Source organism: Ruegeria sp. H8 (genome assembly GCF_056532905.1).
In genome coordinates this window covers 116,094-134,319 of sequence record NZ_JBQFNY010000008.1, presented here as the reverse complement: position 1 = coordinate 134,319, position 18,226 = coordinate 116,094, and the positions used below count along the sequence as shown (strand labels likewise).

Here is an 18,226-nt window from a genome sequence, read left to right as displayed (position 1 = left end):
CCGGGAATTAAAGGGCAATGCGCGCGATGGCGAAGATGCCGGCCGCGGCCGCACCGTAGGACAGGCAGGTCACCAGAATGATCAGGACCTTCTCAAGCGTGCCGTGAACATAGTCTTCAAGCATCACCTGCGCACCGTCTGCGAAGTGTTTGAAGCCAACCGCCAGCGTCAGTGCTGCCACGATGGCCGGGAAGGGCCGCGAGTAGTATTCAAGTACCACGTCAAACGGCTGACCCAGAACCGGGCCGAAGGTGAAAACAAACAAAGGCACAAGGATCAGCAGAGCCACCGAGCTGACTTTCATCGTCCAGAAATGAGCGGTGCCGGATTTCGCCGAGCCGAGGCCAGCGGCGCGTTTGCGGTCGGTCAGATAACGCATGTCAGGCCTCCAATCACGCGACGATGACAAGGGTCAGAAGGGTCAGCACGACCGATCCGATGACAACGGCCCAGCCCAGCTTTGTCGCTGTGGGAAGGTCCAGCCCAATAGCATTGTCCCAGATCAGGTGCCGTACACCGGCCAGCGTGTGATACCAAAGACCCCATACGGACAGAGCCATCACCAGATCGCCAAGCACCGAAGTAATCACTCCGTTCGCAACGGCGAAGGCCTCGGGCGACGTTGCTGCGGCCAGAAACCACCAGACGATCAGCAGCGCCGCCAGCAGTAGCGCGTTTCCGGTGATGCGTGTCAGGATGGATGTGACCGACGTCAGCTGTGGACGATAGATCGACAGGTGCGGCGAAAGTGGGCGGTTGCCCCGATTTACATCGGCCATGGCGGCTCCTTTTCGGTTGGCTACCGAACGTTTTACTGTTTTTTGCGACACTGTCACGTGCTGCGGGTGCAAAAACCACTAAATTCAGCGCAATTTGACGGATTATTCCGGTATGTGATCACACAAAATATTGTCGTGATCACATTTAACATTCCCCTTCATCAATGTTAGCGATTTCAAGACCAAAGGCATGTGATCACGAATCTCCTGACTGTCATTTCAGGCCCGCCGTTTGCTGCGTCACTTCGCGCAGCAGTTTCTTGCGAATTCGCTCTGGGTAGTCCGCGAAGCCCGAGGCCGAAACGACAAAAGCGCCTTCACCCACGATGACATTCTCAAAGAAATAGGCCGTCAGGTCCGGTTCACTTTCTTCGATGGCCAACGCATTGACGACAATGCCGCGGTTGCGCAAAGCCGCGTGAACTTGCGTCGGTTCGACGCCTTCATTGGATACGCCGTCCCCCGACAGATCGATCAGTCGCCGTTTGCAATCAGAAACGGACTCAAATGCGTCCAGCGTCGTGTGCAGCGCCTCGCCAATCGCGGTCGAGAAGTTCCGCCAGATGCGTGGATCTTCGGCAACCTGATCGGCAAAACGATCCAGCGCCGCGAAATTGTCGACTCGGGTCCAGGGGATCGTGACCTGCTGGCGCGACGACCCGGTCCATTGCACCAGCATCAACTGAGCCTGACCACGAACCAATGCCTCGGACACGATCGGGTCGCGCAGACCAGCGGCCAGCCCGTCCATCTGGATACGAAACTCGCTGGCGTCGACCGAGCCGGAAACGTCAACCGCCAGGGCCAGCGCCAGATCGCAGGCCTGAGCCGCCGGCGCCAGACAAACGCTGGTCAATATCGCGCGCAGAATATGCATGGTGCAAGCCTAGCACGGCTTGCACGCGAATGGCTCACAATACCGTCAGCACGCCTATTGCGGCATGAGCGCCCAATAGTCGAGGTCCAGAAGCACATCCGGCAAATACCGGCCCTCGTCATTCTCCAACTCGAACGGATCACTACCCTTTGTCGCCACCAGACGCAGGCGGATCGCACCCACGCCGGGAACACCGGTTTCCGCCTTATCCAGAACTTCGGACCAGGCCTTGATCGTGTCGCCCGCGAAACACGGGTTGGCATGCGCGCCGCCATTCAGGCCGACAATCATCTGCGCGTTCGCAAGCCCATTGAACGACAATGTCCGCGCCATCGAGATCACGTGCCCGCCATAGATCAACCTGCCTTCCGGGCGGAACGTCAGGTCGAAATGCACCTTGGCGGTGTTCTGCCACAATCGCGTGGCCAGCATGTGTTCGGCCTCTTCCACGGTGACGCCGTCCACGTGGTCGATTTTCTCTCCGATTTCATAATCGCCCCAACGATGCGCTTCACCGGCCAAAGCGAAATCGTAATTCGAGAAATCCAGACCTTCGGGCACGATCAGATCCTGGGGCGTCAAGGCCTTCTTCAATTCTGGAACAACCGTTTCGGGCGCTGGCGCATTCACGTCTGCCTTGCGCACCATCACCCAACGGACATATTCGATGACGACTTCGTCCAATTGGTTCAATCCACGGGTGCGGACCCAGACGACACCTGTTTTCCCGTTGGAATTCTGTTTGACGCCAATCACCTCGGACACAGATCGCAGGGTATCACCGGCATAGACGGGTTTCAGCCAACGGCCTTCGCCATAACCAAGATTGGCTACCGCGTTCAACGAGACATCCGGAACCGTTTTACCGAAAACCAGATGAAACGCCGCCAGATCATCAAGCGGACTTTCCGGCAAACCGCAATCCCGGGCAAATTCGTCCGAGGAATACAGCGCGTGACGCGCGGGATAAAGCGCGTGATACAAACCGCGTTCGCCCTCGGTCACTGTGCGCGGCACGGCGTGTTGCAACACCTGCCCTACGGAATAATCCTCGAAAAATCGGCCCGGATTTGTTTTTACCATTACTGCTGTCCCAGTTTCATGTCGGGGGAATAGTCGGCTTCGACCTCTTTGGTCACAGCCTGCGCACACCGCATTACATTGTTGGCTGAGTCAAAGGCATAGGACGGGTCGCCGTACAGCTCCCATCCCTTCGCCAGCGCATCTGACACCTTGTGGCAGAAGGCCGACGTGTCTTCTTCGGTCAACAAACGATAGAGTTTCGCCATGGGGTTAGGTCCTCATGAGCCAAACGGAGACGGACCGACCAGGCCGTGGATATATCCAATAATCCCCAGCAGCACGATCGACGCCACAAAGAACATCGCATCCTTGCCATAGGTTCCCGGTTCACCGGGCGTCCAGTCGGGTTCGGCCTTGTTGATCACAACAACTTCGACCACGGCCCATGCCAGAAGACCGCCGAACAGGATGATCGAGGCCAGATCTCCGTTCACCAGCAAATGCGCAAAGGCCCACAGCTTGAAACCACCCAGCATCGGATGGCGAAACTTGTTCAGCACCCGGCCTTTGGTGCCCGCGGGGCTCATCATGAAGATCGCGATCAGAACCAACAGATTATTGACGTGAATCAGAAAGGTCGGCGGTGCCCAGACATAGATGAAGTCGGTCATGCGATAGCCGAACACCATCAGCAGGATCGACGCGACCAGCGCCAGGGCAACCGCCCCCTTGCCCCCGTCGCCCATCGCGGCGCGGCGTTCAGGCGCCACACGTTTGAACAGATGCGCGGCCCACCACAGCGCCACGCCCAAGATCAGAAGAACAAAGCCCATGCTGGCTTACCCCGCTTGCAAAGCTGAAATCGCCTCTGCTTTTGCCAGAATTTCACGGGCCGTTGCAACGTGCAGGTTTTCAACGATCTTGCCATCCACGACGGCAACACCCTGCCCTTGCGCTTCGGTCTCTTCGAATGCCGAAATTTGGCGACGGGCCAGATCGATCTCGTCATCCGATGGTGCGAAGGCCGTGTTGGCCACATCGACCTGGGCCGGATGGATCAGAGTTTTGCCATCAAAGCCCATGTCGCGGCCCTGCGCACACTCGGCGGCCAGACCCTCGGTATCCTTGAACGCGTTGTACACGCCATCGATGATGATCAGCCCTTCGGCCTTGGCGGCCAGCAGGCACAGACCCAGCGAAGTCATCATCGGCAGGCGATCGGGACGAAAGCGGGTTTGCAGTTCTTTGGCCAGATCGTTTGTGCCCATCACGAACCCGGCCATCAGCGGATGCGCGGCGATCTCGGCAGCGTTCAGCATTCCGCGCGGCGTTTCCATCATGGCCCAGATCGGCAATTCTCCGGTGATCGCCGCCAGAGCATCCACGTCAGCCGCCGAATTCACCTTGGGCAACAGGACAACATCGGCATCCATGTCGCGCACCGCCTCGGCATCGGCACGCCCCCATTCGGTGTCCAACCCATTGATCCGGACGATCTTGACCCGCGCACCATAGCCCCCAGCGGCCAAGGCCCCTTTCAGCGTTTCGCGAGCGTTTTCTTTTTCGTCCGCTGCAACTGCATCTTCCAGATCGAAGATGATCGCATCCACAGGCAAAGAACGGGCCTTGTCCAGGGCCCGGTCCCTCGAGCCAGGAATGTAGAGAACCGAACGATAGGGGCGCAGACGAGGATCCATGGACCACTCCCATTGAAATAAAGTTGCGCGGAATGGGACATTTTTTGCAGGAAAGTTCAAGCACAAAATCGCCGCACCGCAGCAAACCCGACGCAACGTGCGTTCCCTTAACCGGATTTCGTCCCTTGCCACCCACCCTGATCGGCAGTTGGAATCAAAAAGGGTACGGGATGCAAAAGACGGTGTTCAAGATGACAATGGGGCTTGGGATTATGGTCCTGGCCGCGCAACATGTGCATGCTCAGGGTCAAAACTGTGCGCCCAGAGAAGCTGTGCTGGAACGGTTGCACGAGGCCTATGGTGAAACGCGCAGGGGTTTGGGGCTGGCCCGGAAAGGCGCCGTCATGGAGTTTTTTGCCTCGAACGAAACCGGCAGCTGGACGATCACGGTGACGTTGCCCAACGGGATCACCTGCCTTGTGGCTTCTGGTCAGGCTTTTGAAGAGGTGGCCGAGGCGCTGCGACCCAATGCCTGATCAGGTAAGCGCGTCCCAGATCAGCTTGCTGCCGGTGAGTGTCAGCAGCACATAGGCAAGCCCGAAGAACAGGCGTTCGGACAACATGAAATGTGCCCGGACGCCCAGCCATGCCCCCAGGATCGCAAAGGGTGCCAGCAGCAAATCCGCCCATAACGTCTGCCAAGTGAACATACCCAGATAAGCATAAGGTATGAATTTCGCGATATTGATCACCCAGAAAACCAGTACCGTACTGGCTTGAAATTCGGTTTTCGTCAGGCGTTGCGACAATAGATAGACCGCTGCCGGGGGGCCACCGGCGTGGCTGACGAAGCTTGTGAAACCCGCGACCAGCCCGGCAAATAAACCGGAAGACGGCGGCAGTCGCCTGGCAAACCCGCGCACCCACCCTTTCGACTGCGCGATGTGCCAGATTACGAACCCGACCGAGATGCCACCGATCAGCAGACGCAACAGATTATCATCTGTTGCACGATAAAGCCACGCACCCATCGCCACACCGGGCACGGCGCCAAGGATCAGCAGACGGGAATCCGGCCAGCTCCACCGCCTCCAATAGGGACCTAACGTGGCCACGTCGATCACCATCAAGATCGGCAGCATCAGGGCCAAAGCCTGCCCGGGCGTCAGGATCAAGGCCAGAATCGACGACGAGGCAAAGGCCACGCCGGAACCGAAACCGCCCTTTGAAATACCGGCAAAGATCACGGCAGGGATCGCCACGGCAAAAAACATCAAGTTCAATTCGAACATGCGACGGTCCCGGTTTTGGCTTGTCTCAAAGGCCGTTTAGCGCAATCAAAGCAGGGCCTGCAAACAGTATGCGGTTGTATGCCACGTCGCAGAACTCTTGCCTATTGACGTTTTAACGACTAGCACAACCGCGATTTCAATACCGACCGGATATGGAGAAATTCCAAATGGCCAGACCCAAGATTGCGCTGATCGGCGCGGGGAACATCGGCGGCACGCTCGCACATCTCGCAGCTGTCAAAGAACTGGGTGACGTTGTCCTGTTTGACATCGCAGACGGGCTGCCTCAAGGCAAGGCGCTCGACATCGCTGAATCCGGCCCTTCGGAAGGGTTCGACGCCTCGATGAAAGGCACCAGCGACTATGCCGATATCGCTGGCGCGGATGTGTGCATCGTGACCGCAGGCGTGGCCCGCAAACCGGGCATGAGCCGCGATGATCTGCTGGGCATCAACCTGAAAGTCATGAAGTCGGTTGGTGAAGGCATCGCAGCCCACGCACCCGACGCGTTCGTGATCTGCATCACCAACCCGCTGGACGCGATGGTCTGGGCCTTGCGCGAATTCTCGGGCCTGCCGCACAACAAGGTCTGCGGCATGGCAGGGGTGCTTGACTCGGCGCGCTTTGCACACTTCCTGTCGGAAGAGTTCAACGTCTCGATGCGCGACGTCACCGCCTTCGTTCTGGGCGGCCACGGCGACACCATGGTACCGTCGGTCCGTTACTCGACCGTTGCCGGCATTCCGCTGCCTGATCTGGTCGAGATGGGCTGGACCACGCAAGAGAGACTGGACGCCATCGTGCAGCGTACCCGTGACGGCGGCGCCGAAATCGTTGGCCTGCTGAAAACCGGTTCGGCCTATTACGCGCCTGCAACGTCGGCGATCGAAATGGCCGAAGCCTATCTGAAAGACCAGAAACGCGTTCTGCCATGCGCGGCCTACTGCAACGGCGAACTGGGTGTAGACGGGCTCTATGTCGGTGTTCCGACCGTCATCGGCGCTGGCGGCGTCGAGCGTATCGTTGACATCAAGCTGAACGAAGACGAGCAGGCAGGGTTCGACAACTCGGTGAACGCCGTGAAGGGTCTGATCGACGCGTGCAAGGGCATCGACAGCTCGCTGGCGTAAAACAGTCCTGAAGTCCGAACAACAGACCGGCCCGTTTCAGGGCCGGTTTTCTTTTGGTCCGCGCATGTCCCGGTCGCAATTGTTGGCGCAAACGCCGCAAATCCCTTTTTTCGAATGTGATTTTCTGACGCGGCGCAGTTTTTTCGAATCGTTTTGCCGCATCAGAAATTTTGTGATCACACCCTAAAAACCCGTGATCACAAATGTTAAAAATCTTCGCTAAAAACCCATCGAGCATCAAAAAACCCTTTAAACTTGCCCGCTAGACACCCCTATAACGATTAAACGCAGTCAGACGGGACAGTTTCGATGAACATTCACGAATATCAGGCCAAAGCCCTCCTTCGCAGCTATGGCGCACCGGTGTCCGATGGTCGCGCCGTGTTGCGCGCCGAAGAAGCCAAAACCGCAGCAGGTGAGCTGGACGGCCCGCTTTGGGTTGTCAAAGCGCAGATCCACGCAGGTGGTCGCGGCAAGGGTTCGTTCAAAGAGGCCGACGCCGGTGAAAAAGGCGGTGTTCGTCTGACCAAATCGGTTGAAGAAGCCGCTGAAGAAGCCAAAAAGATGCTGGGCCGTACACTGGTCACGCATCAGACCGGTCCGGCAGGCAAGCAGGTCAACCGCATCTATATCGAAGCAGGCTCGGGCATCGAGCGTGAACTGTACCTGGCCTTGCTGGTGGACCGCCAGACCAGCCGCATTTCCTTCGTCTGTTCGACCGAGGGCGGCATGGACATCGAAGAAGTGGCCGCCGCGACGCCCGAGAAAATCCTGTCCTTCTCGGTCGATCCGGCCACCGGTTACATGCCTTATCATGGCCGCCGGATCGCCTTCTCGCTGGGTCTGGAAGGCGCGCAGGTCAAGCAATGCGTCAAACTGATGAGCCAGCTCTATCAAGCCTTCGTCGAGAAGGACATGGAGATGCTGGAGATCAACCCGCTGATCGTCTCGGACAGCGGCGATCTCAAGGTGCTGGACGCCAAGGTCGGCTTTGACGGCAACGCGGTCTACCGCCACCCGGATATTGCCGAACTGCGCGACACGACCGAGGAAGACCCCAAGGAACTGGAAGCGTCGAAATACGACCTGAACTATATCGCGCTGGATGGTGAGATCGGTTGCATGGTCAACGGTGCCGGTCTGGCGATGGCAACGATGGACATCATCAAGCTTTATGGTGCCGAGCCTGCCAACTTCCTCGACGTGGGTGGCGGCGCCACCAAAGAGAAAGTGACCGAAGCGTTTAAGATCATCACCAGCGATCCGCAGGTCAAAGGCATTCTGGTCAACATCTTCGGCGGCATCATGCGCTGCGACGTCATCGCCGAGGGCGTTGTCGCCGCGGTGAAAGAAGTCGGCCTGAAAGTGCCGCTGGTCGTGCGTCTGGAAGGCACAAATGTCGAGAAGGGCAAAGAGATCATCAACACCTCTGGCCTCGACGTGATCGCGGCGGACAACCTGAAAGACGGTGCCGAGAAGATCGTGAAGGCGGTCAAGGGGTAAGCTTGTTCAAGTGGGGCTGGCCTCGGGCCCGCCCCATCGCGGCCAAAACCAAGCTGAATAACATTGCCGCGCAAGGCCGAAAGAAGCAATCGATCTGATGACCATCCCCATCTTCCTCATAGGTCTTGAACGCGCCACAGGGCGGGCGCGTTTGATGGAGCAGGAACTGCAAAAGGCAGGCCTGTCGGCGACCCGCGTCAATGCAGTTGATTGCGACGCCGCCACCCGTGAAGATTTCCTGCGCGAATGCCGGGCCGAGGGGCCGTGGGGCTATTTCCATACCAAGGACATGGCCTGCACCCTCAGCCATGCCAAAGCGTGGGAGGCGCTGATCGCTTCGGGGGCGGAACAGGCCTTGATCCTTGAGGATGATGTGTTTCTGACACCGGAATTGGCAGACTGGTTGAATGATGCATCATGGTGGCCAGAGGATGCCGACATCGTGCGGTTCGAACGCTGGCGCAGCACGAAGCTTTACGTGGCACTTGGACGCAAGCGGTTGTCCCATTTGGGGCGGGAACTGCGCCTGATGCGTTCGCGCCATCCCGGTGGTGCAGCTTATGCGCTGACACGCGAAGCGGCCCGGCACTTCCTGGCCCAGAAACCCTTTGACATTACGCTGGATGGTTTGTTGTTCAACCCTTCCGCATCGCCGGCGGCGCGTCAGATCAACATCTACCAGGTGATCCCAGCCATGGTCGAACAGGGCAACGAGGCGCCCGGCGAATACAATATGGGGGCACCGCGCGCGCGACCAACAGGCTGGCCTCTGATCCGGCAAAAAGTAAGGCGTGGCATCGCTGAAATCAGCAGCGGCCTGCGTACGACGGCCAACCTGGCCCTGGGACGTGCCACGCTCGAGAAAATTACCTATGCGCCGCAGGTTCTGCCGGCGACTGAACCCAATCAATCCAACACCGCCTAGAGAAAGGGACAAAATGGCAGTCCTCATCGACGAAAACACCAAAGTGATCTGTCAGGGCTTTACCGGCTCGCAGGGTACATTCCACAGCGAACAGGCCATTGCCTATGGCACCAAGATGGTCGGCGGCGTCACCCCCGGCAAAGGCGGGATGGAGCATCTGGGCCTGCCCGTGTTCAACTCGGTCCACGAGGCCAAGCACGTGACCGAAGCCAATGCCAGCGTGATCTATGTGCCGCCGCCGTTTGCTGCGGATTCGATCCTCGAATCGATTGATGCCGAGATGGAAGTGATCGTCTGCATCACCGAAGGCATCCCGGTGCTGGACATGATGAAGGTGAAGCGCGCGCTGGAAGGCAGCAAATCCCGCCTGATCGGCCCGAACTGCCCCGGTGTGATTACACCCGACGCCTGCAAGATCGGCATCATGCCCGGCCATATCCACAAGCGCGGCTCGGTCGGCGTTGTGTCCCGCTCGGGCACCCTGACCTATGAGGCCGTCAAGCAGACCACCGATGTGGGTCTGGGCCAGTCCACCTGCGTGGGTATCGGCGGCGACCCGATCAAAGGCACCGAGCATATCGATGTGCTGGAATGGTTCCTGGCCGATGACGAGACCGAGTCGATCATCATGATCGGTGAGATCGGTGGCTCGGCCGAGGAAGAAGCTGCGCAGTTCCTGGCGGATGAGGCCAAGAAGGGCCGCAAAAAGCCGACCGCCGGTTTCATCGCAGGCCGCACAGCCCCTCCAGGCCGCCGTATGGGCCACGCAGGCGCGATTGTCGCCGGTGGCAAAGGCGGCGCCGAAGACAAGATCGAAGCCATGCGCTCGGCCGGTATCGTCGTGGCCGAAAGCCCGGCGCAGCTGGGCGAAGCCGTGCTGGAAGCGATTGGGTAAGTGACCAAGAACCGGGCATATGCTTTTGGGGCAACGCCCGGCTCGGGGGTGGGCGAGACGCGCCCGCCCATCAATCCTGAAGTTTGCCTTTGGCAATTCCGGGCGGAACAGTAACGATGGGACCAAAGCAAGCCATATCGACCGGCATCCGAAAGACATTTGTCTTTTCGGGCAGAGCGTCGCGTTCTGAGTTTTGGTGGTTTGCCCCTATTGCAATTGTTTTGCCGATCTCCGCCGCATTACTGTTTGACTGGAGCGTTCTCGTAAACTGGGGCACCTCGAGGCTTTTGGTGATCACCGCCGCGTCTTTGCCCCTGCTTTCGGCAATGTGCAGACGGCTGCAGGATACTGGCGAAGATGGGCATCAAGCGCTCTATCCGTTCGCAACAGTATTTATCGTTTGGCTGGGGTATCAGGTCTTTCTTGGCTTCGGGTTGCTGATCGGCGGACCGATTCTCCTGTTTCTTCTGGTCATCTTTCTTTTTGTTCCAGTGTTCCTAAACGCGATAGTGACAAGCGCGCTGGTTGCGTCCAATGTTATCGGGTTGATGCTGGTTGCTTCCGACCCAGACAAAAATCGATTTGGGGTGCCGCGTGAAGAGGGCTTCGCATGACCTTCTCCGACGCCATACGCACCTGTTTCTCCAAGTTTTTCACCTTGTCAGGTCGTGCCTCGCGGCCCGAATACTGGTTCTTTTTCCTGTTCATCGTGATTTGGAACATCATCGCCGGCATCATCGACTGGCAGTTCTTCACTCAGGTCGCGATCACCGAAAGCGATGAGGTGAAATCTGTCACCGCAACGTCCTCGGCTCCGGTGCAGAGCATCGTCGGCCTGATCGTCTTCTTCCCGCATCTGGCCGTTGCGTGGCGGCGGATGCACGATACCGGGCGCAGTGGGCTGTACGCTCTGCTGCCGATCCTGCTGGTCCTTGGGGCCTTTGCCGTCCTGATCTTTGGTATCGGGATCGCCTCGAGTTTCCAGCATGGCGGAACGCTCGACATTTTGTTTACCCGCGCAACATTGCTGATCGTCATCCCGACACTTATCGTTCTGGTGGTGTCGCCCCTCCTGGTGCTGTGGTGGCTGACCCGCCCCAGTCAACCAGGCACCAATCAATACGGTCCCAACCCACATGAGGTAGCCCAATGACCGAACACTCGCCCAATACTGCCTTTCATGCCTCGAGCTTCATGCAGGGGCATAACGCCGAATACCTGGAACAGCTTTATGCGCAGTACACCAAGAACCCCGGTGCGGTAGACGCTGCCTGGGTCGAGTTCTTCAAGGCCATGGGTGACGCCGCGCCTGATGTGCAGCGCGAGGCCGAAGGGCCTTCGTGGGCGCGCACGGACTGGCCGCCCATGCCAGCGGATGATCTGACCGGTGCGTTGACCGGCGAGTGGGCCGAGATTGACGCCAAGGCCGCAGGCAAGAAGATCAAGGAAAAGGCCGCCGACAAAGGTGTCGAAGTCAGCGATGACCAGATCAAACGCGCGGTGCTGGACAGTCTGCGGGCGCTTATGCTGATCCGGGCCTATCGGATCCGGGGCCATCTGGCCGCCAACCTTGACCCCCTTGGCATGCGCGCGGCCAGCAATCATCCGGAACTGGACCCCAAAACCTACGGCTTCACCGATGCCGATATGGATAGACCGATCTTTATCGACAACGTTCTGGGACTTCAGGTCGCCTCGATGCGGCAGATCGTCGAGATCGTGAAGCGAACCTATTGCGGTACTTTTGCGCTGCAATACATGCATATCTCGAACCCGGAAGAGGCTGCATGGTTGAAAGAGCGGATTGAGGGCTATGGCAAGGAAATCCAGTTCACCAAGGAAGGCCGCAAAGCCATCCTGAACAAGATGGTCGAGGCCGAAGGTTTTGAGAAATTCCTGCACGTCAAGTACATGGGCACCAAGCGCTTTGGTCTCGATGGCGGTGAGGCGCTCATTCCGGCGATGGAGCAGATCATCAAACGTGGTGGCGCGCTCGGGCTCAGCGATATCGTGATCGGGATGCCGCACCGGGGCCGTTTGAACATTCTGGCCAATGTGATGGGCAAACCGTACCGCGCCATTTTCAACGAATTTCAGGGCGGCAGTTTCAAACCCGAAGACGTGGATGGCTCGGGCGACGTGAAATACCATCTGGGTGCTTCCAGCGACCGCGAGTTTGATGGCAACAGCGTGCACCTGTCGCTGACGGCGAACCCGTCGCATCTTGAGGCGGTGAACCCTGTGGTTCTGGGCAAGGTCCGCGCCAAGCAGGATCAGTTGGGCGACACGGACCGCACCAAGGTCATGGCCATTCTGCTGCACGGGGATGCGGCCTTTGCCGGACAGGGCGTCGTGGCCGAAGGTTTTGGCCTGAGCGGTCTGCGCGGGCATCGCACCGGCGGGACAATGCATATCGTGGTGAACAACCAGATCGGCTTTACCACCGCGCCGCATTTCTCACGCTCCAGCCCGTATCCAACGGATATCGCGCTGATGGTCGAGGCGCCGATCTTCCACGTGAACGGGGATGACCCCGAGGCGGTTGTTCATGCAGCCAAGGTGGCCACCGAGTTCCGCCAGAAATTCCACAAGGACGTGGTTCTGGATATCTTCTGCTATCGCCGGTTTGGTCACAACGAGGGCGACGAGCCCATGTTCACCAACCCGATCATGTACAAGAAGATCAAGACGCATAAGACCACGCTTTCTCTGTACACGGAACGTCTGGTCAAGGATGGCCTGATCCCCGAAGGTGAGATCGAGGATATGAAAGCGGCCTTCCAGGCCCATCTGAACGACGAATTCGAGGCCGGTAAGGTCTATAAACCTAACAAGGCCGATTGGCTAGATGGGCGCTGGTCGCATCTTGACAAGAACAAAGACGAATACATGCGCGGCGAGACGGCGATCACGCCGGAAACCATGGCCGAAATCGGTGATGCCCTTACCCGCGCACCAAGCGGATTTGCCATGCACAAGACGGTTGGTCGTCTGCTTGAGCACAAGAAACAGATGTTTGAAACCGGTAAAGGCTTTGACTGGGCCACTGGTGAGGCGCTGGCCTTCGGATCCCTGCTGACCGAGGGCTACCCGGTACGCCTTGCAGGTCAGGACGCCACGCGCGGCACCTTCAGCCAACGCCATTCCGGATTCGTTCATCAGGAAACCGAAGAACGGTATTACCCGCTGAACAACATTCGCGCTGGTCAGTCGCATTACGAAGTGATCGACTCGATGCTGTCCGAATATGCAGTGCTCGGGTTCGAATACGGATACTCACTGGCCGAACCTAATGCACTGGTTCTGTGGGAAGCCCAGTTCGGGGACTTCGCCAACGGCGCGCAGATCATGTTCGACCAATTCATTAGTTCGGGTGAATCGAAATGGCTGCGGATGTCCGGCCTGGTCTGTCTGCTGCCGCACGGGTTCGAGGGGCAAGGCCCCGAGCATTCGTCGGCAAGGCTGGAGCGGTTCCTGCAAATGTGCGGTCAGGACAACTGGATCGTGGCGAACTGCACGACGCCTGCGAACTATTTCCACATCCTGCGCCGCCAACTGCACCGGACATTCCGCAAGCCGCTGATCTTGGTGACGCCGAAATCACTGCTGCGCCACAAGCTGGCAGTCAGCACCGCCGAGGATTTCACCACCGGATCCAGCTTCCACAGGGTACTGTGGGATGATGCCCAGAAGGGCAATTCCGACACCAAGCTGGTGGCGGATGACAAGATCAAACGCGTGGTGATGTGTTCCGGTAAAGTCTATTTCGACCTGCTGGAGGAACGCGATGCTCGCGGCATCGACGACATTTATCTGATGCGGATCGAACAGTTCTATCCCTTCCCGGCGCATTCTCTGATCAACGAGCTTGAACGGTTCAAGAATGCCGAAATGGTCTGGTGTCAGGAAGAGCCCAAAAACCAAGGTGCGTGGACCTTTATTGAACCCAATATCGAATGGGTTCTTTCCCGGATCGGCGCGAAACATACCCGTCCGGCTTATGTCGGTCGCGCAACCTCGGCCTCGCCCGCGACGGGCCTGGCCAGCCAACACAAAGCCCAACAAGAAGCGCTGGTTAACGAAGCGCTGAGCCTCGAAGGAAAATAAGCGATGACGATTGAAGTTCGTGTTCCCACGCTTGGCGAGTCGGTCACCGAAGCCACTGTTGCAACATGGTTCAAAAAGCCCGGTGATGCAGTCGCCGTGGATGAGATGCTGTGTGAGCTGGAGACTGACAAGGTGACGGTCGAAGTGCCCTCTCCCTCAGCTGGCGTGATGGGTGAGATTGTGGCCGCCGAAGGCGACACGGTTGGTGTCGATGCTCTGCTGGCGACGATTGCTGCCGGTGAAGGTGCGGCCGCGCCTGCCCCGGCGACAGCCGCAGCAACCCCCGAGGCCGCACCCTCTGCATCGGGCGGGTCGGTTGACGTGATGGTGCCCACGCTTGGCGAATCCGTGACAGAGGCGACTGTTTCAACCTGGTTCAAGCAAGTTGGCGACAGCGTCGCGCAGGACGAGATGCTGTGTGAGTTGGAAACCGACAAAGTCTCGGTCGAGGTACCCGCGCCGGCTGCGGGTGTTCTGGCGGAAATCGTCGCGCCGGAAGGTGCAACCGTTGATGCAACCGCAAAGCTAGCCGTCATCTCGGGCGCGGCCGCAGGCGCAGCCCCTGCACCGGCTGCTGCTGCGGCGGCTCCTGCTGCGGCAAGCACCGGCAAGGATGTTGCAAATGCGCCGTCTGCCGAAAAGGCGATGGCCGAAGCCGGGTTATCAGCCGATCAGGTTACCGGCACCGGTCGCGATGGTCGCATCATGAAGGAAGATGTAGCCAAGGCGGTTGCGGCTGCTTCGGCCCCCGCACCTGCGGCGGCTGCGCCGGCGCCCGTTGCTCAGGTTCCGCGCGCACCGGTTGCTGCCGAAGATGAAGCCCGCGAAGAGCGTGTACGGATGACCCGTCTGCGTCAGACCATCGCCAAGCGCCTGAAGGATGCGCAGAACACCGCCGCGATCCTGACCACCTATAACGAGGTGGACATGACCGAGGTCATGGCCCTGCGCAATCAGTACAAAGACCAGTTCGAGAAGAAGCACGGTGTGCGCCTGGGCTTCATGTCCTTCTTCACCAAGGCCTGCTGCCATGCCCTGAAAGAAGTGCCCGAGGTCAATGCCGAAATCGATGGCACCGACATCGTCTACAAGAACTTCGTTCACATGGGCGTTGCGGCCGGCACGCCGCAGGGTCTGGTGGTTCCGGTCATTCGCGACGCGGACAGCATGTCCTTTGCAGCCATCGAAAAAGCCATCGCCGAAAAGGGCAAGCGCGCCCGCGATGGCAAACTTTCGATGGCCGAGATGCAGGGCGGTACCTTCACAATCTCGAACGGTGGCGTCTACGGCTCTCTGATGTCCTCGCCGATCCTGAACCCCCCGCAATCGGGCATTCTGGGCATGCACAAGATCCAGGAACGCCCGATGGTCATCAATGGCGAGATCAAGATCCGCCCGATGATGTATCTGGCCCTGTCCTATGACCACCGCATTGTTGACGGCAAGGGCGCGGTAACCTTCCTGGTTCGCGTGAAAGAGGCGCTTGAAGATCCGCGCCGCCTGCTGATGGATCTGTAACCATGGCGACACATGTACTCTGGCAGGCCGATGTGGCCGATTTCGACGCCTGGCTGAAAGTGTTCCGCGAGGACAAGCCGATGCGCAAGGCCGCGGGTATCCGCGACCTGCATGTCTGGCGCGATCCCGATCAGAAGGACCATGCAATCGCGATGTTCGAGGTGATCAACCTGGACAAGGCCAAGGCGTTTTTCGGATCCGAGGAATTGGCAATGCACCATGAACGCGGCGGCATTGCGCATATCTCAATCAAGCTGCTGGAACCCGTTTGACAATAGATATTACCGACCCGCCAGATCGGGTCGGGAAAGCGCCGGATCGTCCGGTCGGTTTAGGAGAATGTAATGGCAAACTATGACGTCATCGTAATCGGCGCCGGACCCGGCGGCTATGTCTGCGCGATCCGCTGCGCTCAACTGGGCTTGAAAACCGCTGTGGTTGAGGGGCGCGAAACGCTGGGTGGCACTTGCCTGAACGTGGGCTGCATCCCGTCAAAAGCTTTGCTTCATGCCTCACACCAGCTTCATGAAGCCGAACACAACTTTGCCAAGATGGGCCTGAAGGGTAAATCGCCTTCGGTCGATTGGAAACAGATGCAGGCCTATAAAGATGAGGTGATCGAGGGCAACACCAAGGGCATCGAGTTTCTGTTCAAGAAGAACAAGATCGACTGGCTGAAAGGTTGGGGCTCGATCCCTGCGGCCGGCAAGGTTCAGGTTGGCGATGAAATCCATGAAACCAAGAACATCATCATTGCGTCAGGCTCCGAACCGTCCTCGCTGCCCGGTGTCGAAGTGGATGAGAAAGTCGTTGTGACCTCAACCGGTGCGCTGTCACTGGGCAAGATCCCGAAGAAAATGGTGGTGATCGGCGCGGGTGTGATCGGGCTGGAACTGGGTTCGGTGTACAGCCGCCTGGGCGCCGAGGTGACGGTGATCGAATTCCTCAAGGAAGTCACGCCGGGCATGGATCCCGAAGTACAGAAGACATTCCAGCGTATCCTCAAGAAACAAGGGCTGAATTTCATCATGGGTGCAGCGGTGCAGAAAACCGAAGCAACCAAGACCAAGGCCAAGGTGACCTACAAGCTGCTCAAGGACGACAGCGAGCATGTGATCGACGCCGATACCGTGCTGGTGGCAACTGGGCGCAAACCATATTCCGATGGTCTGGGGCTGGACGCTCTGGGCGTCGAGATAACCCCGCGCGGCCAGATCAAGGTGGGCAAGGACTGGCAAACCAACGTACCGGGCATCTACGCCATCGGCGACGTGATCGAAGGCCCGATGCTGGCGCACAAGGCCGAAGATGAAGGCATGGCCGCCGCGGAACAGGTTGCGGGCAAGCATGGCCATGTGAACTATGGTGTCATTCCGGGTGTGATCTATACGTGGCCCGAGGTCGCCAATGTCGGTGAAACCGAGGCGACGCTCAAAGAACAAGGCCGTGCCTACAAGGTCGGCAAGTTCATGTTCATGGGCAACGGCCGCGCCAAAGCCAACTTTGCCTCAGACGGGTTCGTCAAGATCCTGGCCGACAAGGAAACCGACCGTATCCTGGGCTGCCACATCATCGGCCCCGCAGCAGGCGATCTGATCCATGAGGTCTGCGTGGCGATGGAATTCGGCGCATCCGCCGAAGATCTGGCGCTGACCTGCCACGCGCACCCGACCTATTCCGAGGCCGTGCGTGAGGCCGCACTGGCTTGCGGCGACGGCCCGATCCACAGCTAGGCAGGTCGGGCTCCGCCCGTTTGACGCGTGAAAGGTCCACCGGACCTTTCATCGGCTGCGCCGAACCACGTCAAACCCTGCCACGCGCACCCGACCTATTCCGAGGCCGTCCGCGAGGCCGCACTGGCCTGCGGCGACGGCCCGATCCACAGCTGACAACCTTGCCCCGGCAGCGATCAGCCTGTCGGGGTCACCCAGGCATCCAGATAGGTCTCCAACCTGTCGGTGAAAGTCGTCGCGGAATGCAACGCGCAGAATCTTAGTGACATGGCCTGAATGGCAAAGGCCTGCACACCTTCGGCCAATAACTCGGGTGGCACGTCCTTGCGCACCTCTGCATGTTCGAGCCACAGCATCACGACGCGGAAATATCGCTCAAAACAATAGGCCACCGGTCCTATTTCGGCGACAGCCGTCGCACCGGAATACCTGATCAACAAATCGAATACATATCGCTCGGACGTCATGAAACTGTGAACCGGTTCCAGCGCAGTGATGATTTCTGCGACAGTTTTGGGTGGCGTTCTGGCCTCGGCCAGATCCAGACAGGCGTTCAGCTTGTCTGCGATCAAAATTTCCATCAGCGCATCCTTGTCGTGAAAATGCGCGAAAAAGGTGCCCTTCGCGACCCCAGCGGCCTTCACGACCTCTTCCACCCGTAACGCTTCATATCCGCCTTTGCGGATGACCTCTTCAGCGGCCGCGAGAAGCTTGGCGCGGGTCTTGATCGTACGTTTCTGAATTGTCTTTTGCATATGGCTCAATCGCATAATTTCTGACCGTGGTCAAATTTTTTATTGACCACGG

At 58.6% G+C, this 18,226-nt stretch carries 21 protein-coding genes; 12 read left to right on the top strand and 9 right to left on the bottom strand.

The window, feature by feature from the left end; all coding sequences use genetic code 11:
• Positions 1-7: 7 nt before the first annotated feature.
• The 7 genes from sdhD to ACR0A2_RS17400 all read right to left on the bottom strand — a co-directional run bounded on the left by sdhD (position 8) and on the right by ACR0A2_RS17400 (position 4,376).
• On the bottom strand, positions 8-379 hold the full coding sequence (gene sdhD, locus ACR0A2_RS17430) for a succinate dehydrogenase, hydrophobic membrane anchor protein (protein WP_480836397.1): 372 nt from the start codon (positions 377-379) through the stop codon (positions 8-10).
• Between the two features lie 13 nt (positions 380-392).
• Positions 393-779, bottom strand: coding sequence for a succinate dehydrogenase, cytochrome b556 subunit (gene sdhC, locus ACR0A2_RS17425; RefSeq protein WP_152456838.1), 387 nt, complete (start codon positions 777-779; stop codon positions 393-395).
• 214 nt (positions 780-993) lie between these two features.
• Positions 994-1,656, bottom strand: coding sequence for a DUF1194 domain-containing protein (locus ACR0A2_RS17420; RefSeq protein ID WP_171119696.1), 663 nt, complete (start codon positions 1,654-1,656; stop codon positions 994-996).
• 54 nt (positions 1,657-1,710) lie between these two features.
• Entirely contained in the window at positions 1,711-2,739 is a 1,029-nt protein-coding gene (locus tag ACR0A2_RS17415) for a MaoC family dehydratase (protein WP_480836395.1), read from the bottom strand.
• Positions 2,739-2,945 carry a DUF1737 domain-containing protein gene (locus ACR0A2_RS17410; protein WP_152456835.1) on the bottom strand — a complete coding sequence of 69 codons (207 nt, stop codon included), beginning with the start codon at positions 2,943-2,945 and terminating at the stop codon, positions 2,739-2,741. The genes ACR0A2_RS17415 and ACR0A2_RS17410 overlap by 1 nt, the downstream gene beginning before the upstream one ends.
• A 12-nt stretch (positions 2,946-2,957) precedes the next feature.
• A complete protein-coding gene (locus ACR0A2_RS17405) occupies positions 2,958-3,512 on the bottom strand; it encodes an NnrU family protein (protein WP_480836393.1) in 555 nt (184 codons plus the stop codon).
• 6 nt (positions 3,513-3,518) lie between these two features.
• A complete protein-coding gene (locus ACR0A2_RS17400) occupies positions 3,519-4,376 on the bottom strand; it encodes an HpcH/HpaI aldolase/citrate lyase family protein (RefSeq protein ID WP_171119698.1) in 858 nt (285 codons plus the stop codon).
• 170 nt (positions 4,377-4,546) lie between these two features.
• Here ACR0A2_RS17400 and ACR0A2_RS17395 point away from each other — a divergent pair, with 170 nt between their 5' ends.
• Complete coding sequence (locus ACR0A2_RS17395) at positions 4,547-4,852, top strand: hypothetical protein (RefSeq protein ID WP_480836391.1); 306 nt, start codon at positions 4,547-4,549, stop codon at positions 4,850-4,852.
• Here ACR0A2_RS17395 and ACR0A2_RS17390 read toward each other — a convergent pair whose 3' ends face one another.
• A complete protein-coding gene (locus tag ACR0A2_RS17390; RefSeq protein ID WP_171206048.1) occupies positions 4,853-5,608 on the bottom strand; it encodes a sulfite exporter TauE/SafE family protein in 756 nt (251 codons plus the stop codon).
• A gap of 167 nt (positions 5,609-5,775) precedes the next feature.
• Between ACR0A2_RS17390 and mdh the strand changes: the two genes are divergently transcribed.
• From mdh to ACR0A2_RS17335, 11 genes are all read left to right on the top strand, one after another.
• Positions 5,776-6,738, top strand: coding sequence for a malate dehydrogenase (gene mdh, locus ACR0A2_RS17385; RefSeq protein WP_480836389.1), 963 nt, complete (start codon positions 5,776-5,778; stop codon positions 6,736-6,738).
• A 309-nt stretch (positions 6,739-7,047) separates the two neighbouring features.
• Positions 7,048-8,241, top strand: coding sequence for an ADP-forming succinate--CoA ligase subunit beta (gene sucC, locus ACR0A2_RS17380; protein ID WP_224854542.1), 1,194 nt, complete (start codon positions 7,048-7,050; stop codon positions 8,239-8,241).
• A 97-nt stretch (positions 8,242-8,338) separates the two neighbouring features.
• Positions 8,339-9,166, top strand: coding sequence for a glycosyltransferase family 25 protein (locus ACR0A2_RS17375; protein WP_480836386.1), 828 nt, complete (start codon positions 8,339-8,341; stop codon positions 9,164-9,166).
• A gap of 13 nt (positions 9,167-9,179) precedes the next feature.
• Positions 9,180-10,061, top strand: coding sequence for a succinate--CoA ligase subunit alpha (sucD, locus tag ACR0A2_RS17370; protein WP_480836384.1), 882 nt, complete (start codon positions 9,180-9,182; stop codon positions 10,059-10,061).
• 116 nt (positions 10,062-10,177) lie between these two features.
• A complete protein-coding gene (locus tag ACR0A2_RS17365) occupies positions 10,178-10,675 on the top strand; it encodes a DUF805 domain-containing protein (protein ID WP_480836382.1) in 498 nt (165 codons plus the stop codon).
• Positions 10,672-11,214 carry a DUF805 domain-containing protein gene (locus ACR0A2_RS17360; RefSeq protein ID WP_480446785.1) on the top strand — a complete coding sequence of 181 codons (543 nt, stop codon included), beginning with the start codon at positions 10,672-10,674 and terminating at the stop codon, positions 11,212-11,214. Before ACR0A2_RS17365 ends, ACR0A2_RS17360 begins: the two co-directional genes overlap by 4 nt.
• Positions 11,211-14,168 (top strand): 2-oxoglutarate dehydrogenase E1 component, encoded by a 2,958-nt coding sequence (locus ACR0A2_RS17355; RefSeq protein WP_480836380.1) that lies wholly within the window; start codon positions 11,211-11,213, stop codon positions 14,166-14,168. The genes ACR0A2_RS17360 and ACR0A2_RS17355 overlap by 4 nt, the downstream gene beginning before the upstream one ends.
• Before the next feature lie 3 nt (positions 14,169-14,171).
• Positions 14,172-15,686 (top strand): 2-oxoglutarate dehydrogenase complex dihydrolipoyllysine-residue succinyltransferase, encoded by a 1,515-nt coding sequence (gene odhB, locus ACR0A2_RS17350; RefSeq protein WP_171726809.1) that lies wholly within the window; start codon positions 14,172-14,174, stop codon positions 15,684-15,686.
• A gap of 2 nt (positions 15,687-15,688) precedes the next feature.
• Positions 15,689-15,958: a hypothetical protein gene (locus tag ACR0A2_RS17345; RefSeq protein ID WP_152456823.1), complete on the top strand. Its 270-nt coding sequence runs from the start codon at positions 15,689-15,691 to the stop codon at positions 15,956-15,958.
• A 72-nt stretch (positions 15,959-16,030) separates the two neighbouring features.
• Positions 16,031-17,419 (top strand): dihydrolipoyl dehydrogenase, encoded by a 1,389-nt coding sequence (gene lpdA / locus ACR0A2_RS17340; RefSeq protein ID WP_480836378.1) that lies wholly within the window; start codon positions 16,031-16,033, stop codon positions 17,417-17,419.
• Between the two features lie 27 nt (positions 17,420-17,446).
• The gene (locus ACR0A2_RS17335) at positions 17,447-17,575 is read left to right on the top strand and encodes a hypothetical protein (protein WP_256369186.1); all 129 of its coding nucleotides are present in this window, start codon (positions 17,447-17,449) and stop codon (positions 17,573-17,575) included.
• A 20-nt stretch (positions 17,576-17,595) separates the two neighbouring features.
• Here ACR0A2_RS17335 and ACR0A2_RS17330 read toward each other — a convergent pair whose 3' ends face one another.
• On the bottom strand, positions 17,596-18,174 hold the full coding sequence (locus ACR0A2_RS17330; protein WP_480446787.1) for a TetR/AcrR family transcriptional regulator: 579 nt from the start codon (positions 18,172-18,174) through the stop codon (positions 17,596-17,598).
• Positions 18,175-18,226: the final 52 nt, after the last annotated feature.

Bases quoted from the DNA above. Each gene is read 5' to 3' on its own strand.
- ACR0A2_RS17365 (WP_480836382.1), top strand. From the start codon at position 10,178: ATGGGACCAAAGCAAGCCATATCGACCGGCATCCGAAAGACATTTGTC.
- sdhD (WP_480836397.1), bottom strand. From the start codon at position 379: ATGCGTTATCTGACCGACCGCAAACGCGCCGCTGGCCTCGGCTCGGCG.
- mdh (WP_480836389.1), top strand. From the start codon at position 5,776: ATGGCCAGACCCAAGATTGCGCTGATCGGCGCGGGGAACATCGGCGGC.
- ACR0A2_RS17400 (WP_171119698.1), bottom strand. From the start codon at position 4,376: ATGGATCCTCGTCTGCGCCCCTATCGTTCGGTTCTCTACATTCCTGGC.
- ACR0A2_RS17330 (WP_480446787.1), bottom strand. From the start codon at position 18,174: ATGCAAAAGACAATTCAGAAACGTACGATCAAGACCCGCGCCAAGCTT.
- ACR0A2_RS17410 (WP_152456835.1), bottom strand. From the start codon at position 2,945: ATGGCGAAACTCTATCGTTTGTTGACCGAAGAAGACACGTCGGCCTTC.
- ACR0A2_RS17355 (WP_480836380.1), top strand. From the start codon at position 11,211: ATGACCGAACACTCGCCCAATACTGCCTTTCATGCCTCGAGCTTCATG.
- lpdA (WP_480836378.1), top strand. From the start codon at position 16,031: ATGGCAAACTATGACGTCATCGTAATCGGCGCCGGACCCGGCGGCTAT.
- sucC (WP_224854542.1), top strand. From the start codon at position 7,048: ATGAACATTCACGAATATCAGGCCAAAGCCCTCCTTCGCAGCTATGGC.
- ACR0A2_RS17405 (WP_480836393.1), bottom strand. From the start codon at position 3,512: ATGGGCTTTGTTCTTCTGATCTTGGGCGTGGCGCTGTGGTGGGCCGCG.
- ACR0A2_RS17395 (WP_480836391.1), top strand. From the start codon at position 4,547: ATGCAAAAGACGGTGTTCAAGATGACAATGGGGCTTGGGATTATGGTC.
- ACR0A2_RS17375 (WP_480836386.1), top strand. From the start codon at position 8,339: ATGACCATCCCCATCTTCCTCATAGGTCTTGAACGCGCCACAGGGCGG.
- sdhC (WP_152456838.1), bottom strand. From the start codon at position 779: ATGGCCGATGTAAATCGGGGCAACCGCCCACTTTCGCCGCACCTGTCG.
- sucD (WP_480836384.1), top strand. From the start codon at position 9,180: ATGGCAGTCCTCATCGACGAAAACACCAAAGTGATCTGTCAGGGCTTT.
- odhB (WP_171726809.1), top strand. From the start codon at position 14,172: ATGACGATTGAAGTTCGTGTTCCCACGCTTGGCGAGTCGGTCACCGAA.
- ACR0A2_RS17420 (WP_171119696.1), bottom strand. From the start codon at position 1,656: ATGCATATTCTGCGCGCGATATTGACCAGCGTTTGTCTGGCGCCGGCG.
- ACR0A2_RS17390 (WP_171206048.1), bottom strand. From the start codon at position 5,608: ATGTTCGAATTGAACTTGATGTTTTTTGCCGTGGCGATCCCTGCCGTG.
- ACR0A2_RS17345 (WP_152456823.1), top strand. From the start codon at position 15,689: ATGGCGACACATGTACTCTGGCAGGCCGATGTGGCCGATTTCGACGCC.
- ACR0A2_RS17360 (WP_480446785.1), top strand. From the start codon at position 10,672: ATGACCTTCTCCGACGCCATACGCACCTGTTTCTCCAAGTTTTTCACC.
- ACR0A2_RS17415 (WP_480836395.1), bottom strand. From the start codon at position 2,739: ATGGTAAAAACAAATCCGGGCCGATTTTTCGAGGATTATTCCGTAGGG.